Annotated in this window: 10 protein-coding genes and 1 riboswitch; of the genes, 2 read left to right on the top strand and 8 right to left on the bottom strand. The window is 65.8% G+C overall.

Going from position 1 to position 11,401, the window contains the following annotated elements; all coding sequences use genetic code 11:
• The 3 genes from puuE to K309_RS0101725 form a co-directional block, all read right to left on the bottom strand.
• A partial coding sequence (gene puuE / locus K309_RS0101735) for an allantoinase PuuE (RefSeq protein WP_029044811.1) occupies positions 1 to 855 on the bottom strand: 855 nt, incomplete at its 3' end.
• 111 nt (positions 856 to 966) lie between these two features.
• A complete protein-coding gene (locus K309_RS0101730; protein WP_029044810.1) occupies positions 967 to 2,373 on the bottom strand; it encodes a nucleobase:cation symporter-2 family protein in 1,407 nt (468 codons plus the stop codon).
• Positions 2,374 to 2,567: 194 nt separating this feature from the next.
• Positions 2,568 to 3,335: a GntR family transcriptional regulator gene (locus K309_RS0101725; RefSeq protein ID WP_029044809.1), complete on the bottom strand. Its 768-nt coding sequence runs from the start codon at positions 3,333 to 3,335 to the stop codon at positions 2,568 to 2,570.
• 312 nt (positions 3,336 to 3,647) lie between these two features.
• Here K309_RS0101725 and uraH point away from each other — a divergent pair, with 312 nt between their 5' ends.
• Together uraH and K309_RS0101715 are read left to right on the top strand one after the other, a co-directional pair.
• Positions 3,648 to 4,001: a hydroxyisourate hydrolase gene (gene uraH, locus K309_RS0101720; RefSeq protein ID WP_029044808.1), complete on the top strand. Its 354-nt coding sequence runs from the start codon at positions 3,648 to 3,650 to the stop codon at positions 3,999 to 4,001.
• Between the two features lie 31 nt (positions 4,002 to 4,032).
• Positions 4,033 to 5,238 (top strand): urate hydroxylase PuuD, encoded by a 1,206-nt coding sequence (locus K309_RS0101715; RefSeq protein WP_029044807.1) that lies wholly within the window; start codon positions 4,033 to 4,035, stop codon positions 5,236 to 5,238.
• A gap of 286 nt (positions 5,239 to 5,524) precedes the next feature.
• Here K309_RS0101715 and K309_RS0101710 read toward each other — a convergent pair whose 3' ends face one another.
• The 5 genes from K309_RS0101710 to xdhC form a co-directional block, all read right to left on the bottom strand.
• Entirely contained in the window at positions 5,525 to 6,100 is a 576-nt protein-coding gene (locus K309_RS0101710) for a TMEM165/GDT1 family protein (RefSeq protein WP_029044806.1), read from the bottom strand.
• A 31-nt stretch (positions 6,101 to 6,131) separates the two neighbouring features.
• A riboswitch (yybP-ykoY riboswitch) is annotated at positions 6,132 to 6,363 on the bottom strand.
• Between the two features lie 52 nt (positions 6,364 to 6,415).
• Entirely contained in the window at positions 6,416 to 7,576 is a 1,161-nt protein-coding gene (locus K309_RS0101705) for a fatty acid desaturase (RefSeq protein WP_029044805.1), read from the bottom strand.
• A gap of 205 nt (positions 7,577 to 7,781) precedes the next feature.
• Positions 7,782 to 9,101: a guanine deaminase gene (guaD, locus tag K309_RS0101700; protein ID WP_029044804.1), complete on the bottom strand. Its 1,320-nt coding sequence runs from the start codon at positions 9,099 to 9,101 to the stop codon at positions 7,782 to 7,784.
• Between the two features lie 75 nt (positions 9,102 to 9,176).
• Entirely contained in the window at positions 9,177 to 10,232 is a 1,056-nt protein-coding gene (locus tag K309_RS0101695) for an adenosine deaminase (RefSeq protein WP_029044803.1), read from the bottom strand.
• 51 nt (positions 10,233 to 10,283) lie between these two features.
• Positions 10,284 to 11,273, bottom strand: a complete 990-nt coding sequence (gene xdhC / locus K309_RS0101690; RefSeq protein WP_029044802.1) for a xanthine dehydrogenase accessory protein XdhC — start codon at positions 11,271 to 11,273, stop codon at positions 10,284 to 10,286.
• Positions 11,274 to 11,401 lie beyond the last annotated feature (128 nt).

Raw genomic sequence — 11,401 nt, 5'->3', positions numbered from 1 at the left:
GTAGTCGAGGAAGCGCTGCAGCGCGCGGAAGCGGCCGGGGCGGCCGAGCAGCCGGCAGTGCATGCCGATCGACAGCATCTTGGGGCTGTCCTGCCCTGCGGGATCGCCTTCTTCATACAGCACGTCGAACGCATCCTTCAGGTACTGGAAGAACTGCTCGCCGGTGTTGAAGCCCTGCGGCGTGGCAAAGCGCATGTCGTTCGAGTCCAGCGTGTACGGCACCACCAGGTGCGGCTTCTTCTCGCCGCCGGTGACTTCCACTTCGGTCCAGAAGGGCAGGTCATCGCCGTAGTAGTCGGAGTCGTACAGGAAGCCGCCGTGCTCGACCACCAGGCGGCGCGTGTTGGGGCTGTCGCGCCCGGTGTACCAGCCCAGCGGCATCGAGCCGGTCAGGTCCTTGATGATCTGCATGCCGATGCGCATGTGCTCGCGCTCGGTGGCCTCGTCGATGTTCTGGTAGTGGATCCAGCGCCAGCCGTGGCAGGCGATCTCGTGGCCCAGCTCGACGAAGGCGCGGGTCAGTTCGGGATGGCGCTGCAGCGCCATCGACACGCCGAAGATGGTCAGCGGCAGGCCGCGCTTTTCGAACTCGCGCAGGATGCGCCAGACGCCGGCGCGCGAGCCGTATTCATAGATGCCCTCCATGCTCATGTGGCGGTCGGGATAGGCCGCGGCGCCGACGATCTCGGAGAGGAACTGCTCGGAGGCGGCGTCGCCGTGCAGCACGCAGTTTTCGCCGCCTTCTTCGTAGTTGAGGACGAACTGCAGCGCGACGCGCGCGCCGCCCGGCCAGCGGGCGTGCGGCGGCCGGGCGCCGTAACCGATGAGATCGCGTGGATAGTTCTCTGTTGTCATGGTCGTTGCTTGCTTCAGGGGAAACCGACCGGGCGCGGCGCCCGCAAGCGCCGTCTGACTGGGCAATGAGCGTGCCAGTCACTGGCCCGGCGGCGTACTTCGATATAACCGTTACTCGGTGCCGTGCGAATTGGCGGCGGCGTTGCGCATCGCTTCCTCGCGCGACTGGATGCCGTTGTAGAACAGGTTCAGCGCCACGGCCACGATCGTGCCGAGCACGATGCCGCTATGCGTGAAGGGGCTGGTCCACTTGGGCAGGTACTGGAAGAACGTCGGTGCCAGTGTCGGGATCATGCCGAAGCCGATCGAGATGGCGACGATGAACAGGTTGTGGCGATTGCGGTTGAAATCGCACGAGCCCAGGATGCGGATGCCGGTGGCGGCCACCATGCCGAACATCACGATGCCGGCGCCGCCGAGCACGAACTGCGGCACCGAGGCCACCACGTGGGCCATCTTGGGGAACAGGCCGAACGCGATCAGGATCAGGCCGCCGGCCGCTGCCACGTAGCGCGAGCGCACACCGGTCACGGTGACCAGGCCCACGTTCTGCGAGAACGAGGTGTAAGGGAAGGTGTTGAAGACGCCGCCGATCACGGTGCCCAGGCCGTCGGCGCGCAGGCCGCGGGTCAGATCCTCGTTGCTCAGCTTCTTGCCGGTGATGTCAGACAGCGCCAGGAACATGCCGGTCGATTCCACCAGCGTGATCAGCATGACGATGCACATCGACAGGATCGCGGTCACCTCGAAGGTCGGCATGCCGAAGTGCAGCGGCGTGATGACGGCGACGAAGCTGGCTTCATCCAGGCCTTCGAACGAGACCTTGCCCATGCCCATCGCCACCACCGTGCCGATGATGATGCCGAGCAGCACCGCGCAGTTGGCGACCAGGCCGCGGCCGTACTTGGTCAGCAGCAGGATGGTCACCAGCGTCAGCCCGGCGATGCCGAGGTTGGTCAGGTCGCCGTAGGCGAGGTTGGGCACTTCCTTGGCCACGCCGTCGATCACCGCGCGCGTGGTGGGCTGGCCGCCGGCCGCCCAGTTGATGCCGACGCGCATCAGCGACACGCCGATCAGCGTGATCACCGTGCCGGTCACCACCGGCGGGAACAATCCGAGCATGCGCCCCATCATCGGCGCAATCAGGATGCCGAAGATCCCTGACGCGATCACCGCCCCGTAGATGCCGAGCAGGCCGACGTTGGGGTCGGTGCCGATGGCGATCATCGGCGCCACCGAGGCAAAGGTCACGCCCATCATCACCGGCAGGCGGATGCCGAATTTCCAGAAGCCGATGGCCTGGATCAGCGTGGCCAGGCCGGCCGCGAACAGGTCGGCATTGATCAGGAAGGCCAGCTGGTCCTTGGGCAGCTTGAGCGCGCCGCCGACGATCAGCGGTACGGCAACCGTGCCGGCGTACATCACCAGAACATGCTGCAAACCAAGCGCGAGCAGGCGCCCTGAAGGCAAACGCTCGTTGGTGAGGTCCGTGGGGACCGTGGTGCTTGCGGAATTCATTGGTGCGTCTCCTCTCCTTTGGTTTGATGGGAACGCCACGTCCGTGCCTGTTGTGTTGCCAGCAATGCTTGTGCCTGCGTTGCTATTGTTGTTATCGGCCTGCCGTCGCTGCGCTCTTGTTTGCACTGCCTGGGCGCGGTGCGGACAACGGGCGTTCGGCCTTCTTCTTGCGGGGGCGTGGCGGGAACACCGTGCTAGGTGGAGCGGCCTAGTACGCTGCGAAGATCGAAGTTGCCCGGCTCATCCGGCTGCACGCGGTCGGCGCAGGCGCCGAGGTGGTGCGCCATGCGCGACTGGGCCAGCGCGGCATCGCCCTGTTCCAGGGCGTCGAGGATTTCCTCGTGTTCGTCGAACGAGCAGGCGTTGTTGCCCGGGGCTTCCACGCTGGCGATCATCAGCGTGGTGCGCGACACCAGCCGGCGCATCATGTTGACCAGCAGCGCGTTGCCCGACAGCTCCGCCAGCGCCGTGTGGAACTCGGCGGACAGGCGGATCCATTTGGGGCGGTCGTGCGTCAGGAAGGCCTGGCGCTCCGTGGCGACCATCTTGCGCAGCGGCGCGATCACGGTCTTCACGTCGGGCATGCCGGCCAGTTTTTCCAGCACCGCGCGCTCCAGCATCTGGCGCAGCTCGAACATGTCGTGCGCTTCGTCGGTGGAAGGGCTGGCGATAAAGGCGCCACGGTTGGGTTCGAGGTCGACCATGCCGTCGGCGGCCAGGTGCGACAGCACCTTGCGCACCGTGTGACGCGCGGTGGCATAGATCTCGCATAGCGAATGCTCGGTGAGCTTGGTGCGCGGCGGCAGCCGGTGCTCCATGATCGCGTCGTAGATCTCGTGGTACATGCGCTCTTCGACCGAGCCCTTGCGCGCGGGCTTGTCCGGCCGGGAGGGCAGGGACCCGCTGGGGTCGGCATCGGAAACGCCGGTGGCACCGGCAATCAGCTTCAGGCTCTTGGACATCTTGGCACCAGCAGTCATCCAGTCAGGTCGGATCCGGATCCCCAGTAATCCCCTGTATCAGGGGCCGGTGATCCGAAAATTGTTGACAATTATTTGGTTGGTGGCTCAATATTGTCAACAAAACCAGCTCAGGTTTTCGACAACTCAGGGAAATCCCTGAATTGCCAACCGGGTCGGGCAGGCGCATTGTCGCCACGCACCAACCCAGCGCCGGGATGCGTTACCAGACGTACCGAGCGGGCACCATCCCACAAATGGTGCTAGTGAAGGCAGCGGCGCCCCTCACAACCCAATCGCAAAAGGACAAATACGATGGGACGCTTGACCACCCATGTTCTTGACACCGCTGCCGGCACGCCCGGACAAGGGATGTCGATTACTCTCCATAAAATTGTCGACAATCGCCGCGAAACCCTGAAGACCGTGGTCACCAACCATGACGGGCGCTGCGACCAGCCGCTGCTGGAAGGCGCCGACCTTGCCGCCGGCGTGTACGAACTGGAATTCGCCGCGGGCGACTATTTCCGCGCGCAGGGCACGAAGCTGCCCGAGCCGGCTTTCCTGGACGTGGTGCCGCTGCGCTTCGGCATTGCCGACGTCAACGCGCACTACCACGTGCCGCTCCTGGTTTCGCCCTGGTCGTACTCGACCTACCGCGGCAGCTGACGCGGTGGCATAGGGAAACAGGAGACAAGACATGGAAGGCTATATCCTCGACTGGGCCAATATGCTGCTGCGGTGGGTGCACGTCATCACCGCCATCGCATGGATCGGCTCTTCGTTCTATTTCGTGTGGCTGGACAACAGCCTGACCAAGCCCGCCGCGCCCGACCTGAAGGAAAAGGGCGTCGACGGCGAGTTGTGGGCGGTGCACGGCGGCGGCTTCTACAACCCGCAGAAGTACCTGACCGCGCCCAAGCAGCTGCCGGAAAACCTGCACTGGTTCTACTGGGAGTCGTATTCGACCTGGATGAGCGGCTTCGCGTTGCTGGTGGTGCTGTACCTGTTCAACGCCAGCACGTTCCTGATCGACAAGAACGTGTTCGACATGTCGCCTGGCGCGGCGGTCGGCTTCGCGGTGTCGTACCTGCTGATCGGCTGGATCGTCTATGACAGCATCTGCCGCCTGTTCAACAAGAATGACCGCCTGGTCGGCATCCTGGTGGCGATCTACATCGCCGCAGCCGCTTACGTCGCATGCAATATCTTCTCGGGCCGCGCGGCGTTCCTGCTGACCGGCGCGATGATCGCGACGATCATGAGCGCGAACGTGCTGGCGTGGATCATCCCGGGCCAGCGCAAGGTGGTGGCGGCGCTGAAGGCCGGCCAGCCGGTGGATCCGATCCACGGCAAGCGCGGCAAGCAGCGCAGCGTGCACAACACCTACTTCACGCTGCCGGTGCTGTTCGCGATGCTGTCGAACCACTACAGCATGACCTACGCCCACAAGTACAACTGGGTGGTGCTGATCCTGATCATGCTGTCGGGCGTGCTGATCCGCCAGTTCTTCATCCTGAAGCACAAGGGCAAGATCAACGTGCTGTGGCCGGCCGCGGGCGTTGCCGCGCTGGGCGTGGTCGCCGTGATGATCGCGCCGCAGCCGCGACCGGCCGTGGCCAAGGGTGCCGAGGCAGCCGCCGCGACTGTCAGCTTTGCCAAGGTGCAGGAAGTGATGAACGCACGCTGCGTGCAGTGCCACGCCGAGCAGCCGAAGATGATGCCGACCGCGGCCAAGGGTATCAAGCTGGAAACGCCGGAAGACATCAAGGCCCACGCCCAGCTGATCTACCAGCAGGCCGTGCAGCAGAAGGCGATGCCGCTGGGCAACGTGACGCAGATTACCGACGACGAACGTGCGCTGCTGGGGCAGTGGTTCGAAGGCGGAGCCAAGACTACGAATTGATCGTGGTTTGAGTTGAAAAGCATTGGGGCTGGCTCTTGGCGAGCCGGCCCGCGAAATCCGAGCATCGGTGATCGACGGTCTGGAGGGTTGAGTTGTTGGCAACCGTTACTACTGGACCGGCGAGGGTTTGGACGGGGCCTTGTGCCCCGTTTTTTTGTTTTCGCCGCGATGCGGTTATGGGATTGGGGCTGTGCACTGCAGGCGCTGTTTAAGACATGCTGTCGGCCGTTGAACCGCCCTGGTTCAACGGCCGACAGCATGTCACCAACAGCGACCACCTCCGAAATCAACCTCCAATATTCATCAGCGCCAGCACGCCCAGCACCACGAAGATTGCGGCCGCAATCTTATGCACCAGCCCAATCGGCATCTTGTTGGCAAACTTGTCGCCCAGCAGCACCGCCGGCGCATTGGCGATCATCATGCCGAAGGTCGTGCCGGCCACCACGGCAACCACCGCATCGCTGAATCGCGCTGCCAGCGCCACCGTGGCGATCTGCGTCTTGTCGCCCATTTCGGCGAAGAAGAAGGCAACGATGGTGGTGGCCAGTACCCCCAGTGCCCCTTTGGCCGGCTTGGCCTGCTCGGCATCGTCGAGCTTGTCGGGGATCAGCATCCACGCGCCCATCGCGATAAAGCCCAGCCCCAGGATCCAGCGCAGCAGGCTTTCGCCGACCACATGCGTGATCCATCCGCCAAGCGCGCCGGCAAAGCCGTGGTTGACCAGGGTGGCGATCAGGATGCCAAGGATGATCGGAACGGGTTTGCGATAGCGTGCCGCCAGCACCAGCGACAGCAGCTGCGTCTTGTCGCCCATTTCAGCAAGGGCGACGATACCTGTGGAGACGAGGAAGGCTTCCATGTTGTTATGTGGGATAACCGGGCCGCAATGCATCGCGAGATGCCAATGACGCACACCTTTCCCGGCCCGGCCAGAAAGGCATGGTCATCGGTCTCGCCAGGCATGGACGCTGCCTGGGCCAGTCTGGCCAGGCGGGTCCGGAGCTGCGCACGCCATAACCGCAAGCGGTCAAGTCTGTTGACGTACGCCCCTGTCCCCCGAAGTCCGCATTGCGCGGCGCGGTGAGAGCAGGGCGGCTACTCCCCAATGGAAGCAGCGATTATAACCGCGGCGGCGCTGGATCGTCCACCGCAGTCGCCGAGATCGGCATGGTGATCAGGCCGGCACCGGCGCGTTCTCGCTGGTCTGGCGGCCGCGGAAATCGGTCCAGCACAGCGCCTTGAAGTCATACAGCTTGCAGCGGCGCGCCGTATCGAAATACCAGCGCCAGGAGAAGTTCTCGATGATGATGCGGCCCGGCAGCGCGTGCTCAAGCAGCGCCTGCGCGCGCTTGAGGCGATACAGCGGCACGCTCATGTCGACGTGGTGCGCGGTGTGCTCCATGATGTGGTGCAGCGCGGAGCCGATGCCATGGCGGAAGCGCAGGTGCACGGTGGTCGAGACGAACGGCTGCGCCTTGGCCCACATGGTCTTGGTGTCGTACCACGCCACGCTGGCATGGGTATGGTGCACGTACAGCACGAAACCCACGGTCACGTTCCACACCAGGAAGGGCAGCACGAAACCGGCGCCGACTAGCATCCAGGCCGACTGGCCCGTAGCAAAGGCCAGCGCCACCAGCCCGCCGATCCAGGCTACGCCGAAGGTCGCCACCAGCAGGCAATCGCGCACGAACACCGGCCGGCGCGTGGCCATCTGCCGCTTGCTGGGGAAGAACAGCTTGCTCCACCAGATCTCGACCAGATAGTAGAGGCCCGGGCCGAAGCCGGTGCGGTAGATGCGTTCCATCGCACGGCGCCAGCGGGGCAGCGCGTTGAATTCTTCCAGCGAGTAGGGCGCCCAGACAAAGTCGAAGCCCTTCAGGTTGGTGTAGCCGTGGTGGACCACGTTATGGCCGACTTCCCACAGGCTGTACGGCGTCAGCGACGGCAGGAAGGTCAGCCGGCCCAGCCATTTGTTCAGGCCGCGGCGTGGCGTCAGGCTCTGGTGGCAGGCATCGTGGCCGATGATAAACAGGCGCGCGATCACCAGCCCGGCCAGCACGCCCAGCGCCAGCTTGGCGGTCCAGTGCGAGGCCAGCACCACGCCGGCCAGCACGGCGGCGAACAGCAGGTAGTCGAAGGCGAACAGCGCCAGGGCGCGCGGCGTGCTGCGCTCGCCCAGCGGAATCAGCCAGCTGCGGATGACCTTGCGCGACGGAAACGGCGCGTCCGGGGCGATCGGCTCGGGCAGCGGCAGCCGCCCCGGCTTGGCGGACTGCCGGGCATGCGCGGCATGCTCGGGATGCGCTGAGGGCGTGGTTGGGATTGCGGTCATGCGGAACCTTCTGGTTTTGCGGTCGGATAGTGTGGGCCAATGAGGCCGGCGCATGCCGGCCATGGCGAAACCGCAAGGTTAGAAGGCTTTGCCGGTGGGGTTCTTGACGGGCGTCAATCCGGAGGGACGCTCTAAGCGGTAAAAGCGCGCCCGCCTCGAAGGGGCGGGGGCGGTGGTGCCGGAGGGGAGTGCGGGATGTGACGGATCAGGCGGTCGCGCGCGCCGGCTCGCCCATGATGTACACGCTGTCGATCAAGCGGTCGTCGCCCAGCATGGCAAAGGCGAACAGCTCTTCTTCCAGCGTCTCCGAACGGTTGCTGCGGCGCGCGATCAGCGGCGTGGCCTTGGGATCGAGCACGACGAAATCGGCCTCGCAGCCCTCGCTGAAGCTGCCGACGCGGCTGGTCCAGCCCAGCGCCTCGGCGGCGGCGCGCGTGGCCAGGTAGAACATGCGCAGCGCGGTCAGGTAGTAGCCGCCCATGCGCGCGACCTTGTGCGCGGCGTTCATGGTGCGGAACATCGAGAACGAGGTGCCGCCGCCAACGTCGGTGGCCAGCGTCACGTTCAGGCGGTTGGCGTCGGACTGGTGGAAGTCGTAGAAGCCGCTGCCCAGGAACAGGTTGGAAGTGGGACAGTGCGCCACCGCGGCGCCGCTGTCGGCCAGCCGGCGGCGGTCGTCCTGGTCCAGGTAGATGGCGTGGCCGTACATCGCGCCGGGGCGCAGCAGGCCGTAGCGGTCGTAGACGTCCAGGTAGCTGCGCGCGTCCGGGAACAGCTCGGCGACCCATTTGACCTCGTCGCGGTTCTCGGCCACGTGGGTCTGGATAAAGGCGTCGGGGTAGGCGCGCGCCAGTTCGCCGCAAGCGGCCAGCTGCGCTTCGGTCGAGGTCGGGGCGAAGCGCGGCGTGATGGCGTACGAGAGGCGACCCTTGTTATGCCAGCGCGACAGCAGGTCGGCCGAGTCCTTCGCGCCGGTCTCGGCAGTGTCGCGCAGGAATTCCGGGCAGTTGCGGTCCATCATCACCTTGCCGGTGACCATGCGCAGGTTGCGCGCCTCGCTTTCGGCGAAGAGCGCGTCGGCCGAGGCCTTGTGCACCGTGCTCCAGACCACCGCGCTGGTGGTGCCGTTGCGCAGCAGTTCTTCGGTGAAGAAACCGGCCACGCCGCGGGCGTAGTCGGGATCGGCGAAGCGGCGCTCTTCCGGGAAGGTATAGGTGTCGAGCCAGTGCAGCAGGCCCGGCGACGGCGACGCGATCATGTCGGTCTGCGGGTAGTGCACGTGGGTGTCGATAAAGCCCGGCACGATCAGCTTGCCGCGGTGGTCGACGATCTCGGCGCCGGCCGGGATGCGGTCTGCCAGCTTCGCGTACTCGCCGGCGGCGGCAATGCGGCCGTCGGTGACGATCAGCACCCCGTCGTCCCAATACTGGTACGCATCCTCATGGAATTGCGGGTCGCGCAGGAAATGCAGCACGCGGCCGCGGATGGCACGGGTGGTGGACTCAGTCGTGGGGGTGGTCGTCATCGTTTGTCTCTTGTGGCCGGCCCGCGCGTGCCGACGTTACGTTACGCAGCGGGCCGGGCTATTGGCATGCGCCGCTCAGGCCGTGGGGGCCGTCACGGGCGGGGATTTGGGCTTGGCCGACCAGAAGTGGTCGACCTCGGCCAGGAACTCGGCCTTCTGCACATCGGACAGGAAGGCCGCTTCAAAGCTGTTGCGCGCCAGCTTGTGGGCGTCGGCGGCATCCAGCGGCAGTGCGTCGAAGGTGGCTTCCCAGTTGGCGTTCATGTAGCCGCCAAAGTAGGCCGGATCGTCCGAATGCAGCGTGATCGCCACGCCCGCGTCGAGCATGCGCTTGAGCGGATGGTCACGCAGGTCGGGGTAGACCTTGAGCTTGACGTTGGACAGCGGGCATACCGTCAGCGCCACGCGCTCGCGCGCCAGGCGCTGGACCAGCGCGGCGTCGTCAATGGCATGCACGCCGTGGTCAATGCGCTCGACCTTGAGGATGTCGAGTGCGTCGGTGACGTACTGCGCCGGGCCTTCCTCGCCGGCGTGCGCGACCAGGTGCAGGCCCAGCTCCTTCGCCCGCGCGAACACGCGTGCGAACTTCTCCGGCGGGTTGCCTTTCTCGGACGAATCCAGCCCAACGCCGACAAAGCGGTCACGGTAGGGCAGCGCGGCTTCCAGCGTGGCAAAGGCGTCTTCCTCCGACAAATGACGCAGGAAGCACAGGATCAGGCTGCTGGAGAAGTCGTATTCCGTACGCGCCTGGGCCAGGGCGTCGGCAATGCCGTCGATCACCACGCCGATCGGCACGCCGCGCGCGGTATGGGTCTGCGGATCGAAGAAGATCTCGGCGTGGCGGACATTGTCGGCGACGGCGCGCTTGACGTAGTCCATGGTCATGTCGAAGAAATCTTCCTCGGTCAGCAGCACGCTGGCGCCGGCGTAGTAGATGTCGAGGAACGACTGCAGGTCAGTGAAGGCGTAGGCGGCGCGCAGGGCCTCCACGCTGGGGTAGGGCAGCGCCACCTGGTTGCGCTGGGCCAGCCGGAAGATCAGTTCCGGCTCGAGCGTGCCTTCGATATGCACATGCAGTTCGGCCTTGGGGGTACGGCGGATTTTGTCCGCCAGCGCGGCATCGATGGTCATGGGGGCCTCGTGTTCTCTATGCCCGCCGGCCAGGGCCGGCGGCACGGGTTCTCAGGGATGCACCGCCTCCGCCAGGCCCGCACGCAGCGCGGCTAAGCGCTGTTCGCGAACCTGGAGCAGCTGGGCGACGATGGCAACCGCAATCATAGCCGGAGCTTTGTCGGTGATCCCGGGAACCCCCATGGGGCATGTCATTTCCGCAAACCTGGCCGGGTCGATGCCGTGCTCGGCCATGCGGTGCTCAAAGCGTGCGCGCTTGGTCTTGGAACCGATCAGGCCGAAGTAGGCGAAATCGGTGCGCTTCAGGATTTCTTCGCACAGGGTCTGGTCGAGCGCATGGCTGTGCGTCATCACCATGAAATAGCTGCCCGCAGGCGCCTGCGCGACCACGGCCTCGGGCGTGTCGCTGGCCTCGGCCTCGACGTTGTCGGGCAGGCCGCCGGGGAACAGCGTGTCGCGCTCGTCCACCCAGTGCACGCGGCACGGCAGCGTCGCCAGCACCTTGACCAGCGCGTGGCCGACGTGGCCGGCGCCGAACAGCACGACGTGCATGGCGTCCGGCACCAGCGTGTCGGTCCAGCTGCCGTCCGGCTGCAGGTCCACGGTGGGCAGGACGGCGCGGCTGTCGGCAAAGGTCACCGCGCCGCTGGCCGGCACGTGGCGCTGCAGCGCGCGCTGCGCGGCGAAATTGCGTTCGACCGCGTCGATCCAGGCCAGGTCGGCCTCGCCCAGCACCTCGAACGCCAGCTGCACCACGCCGCCGCAGCACTGGCCCAGGGCCGGGCCCAGCGGGATGCGCTCGATGCGGCGCTGCTCATGCCGCACCAGCATCTCGCGCGCGATATCCATGCCGCGCCATTCCAGGTGGCCGCCGCCGATGGTCCCGACCAGATCATTCGGGCTGACCAGCATGCGGATGCCGGTCTCGCGCGGGGCCGAGCCCTTGACCTCGACGATGGTGACCATCACCACCGGCACGCCGGTGCGCACCATGCGGGCGGCGTCGGCGAAGCGGAAGGGTTTGAGCGGTGCGTCCTGCATGTCGGGGCCTTTTGGAATTACTTGGTCTTGCTGGGGCGGGGTGGGCGCGCGCCTGCTTCGTCCGCCGGCCCCGTGCCTGTCAAGGCAGGCACGGGGGGAAAGTCCGGGGAGCCCGCGGGCGCGCGCTT

It is taken from the genome of Cupriavidus phytohabitans (assembly GCF_000426345.1).
In the GTDB taxonomy this organism is placed as follows: Bacteria; Pseudomonadota; Gammaproteobacteria; order Burkholderiales; family Burkholderiaceae; genus Cupriavidus.
Note: the sequence above shows the minus strand (reverse complement) of the source record. Positions and strands in the feature narration are given on the sequence as shown.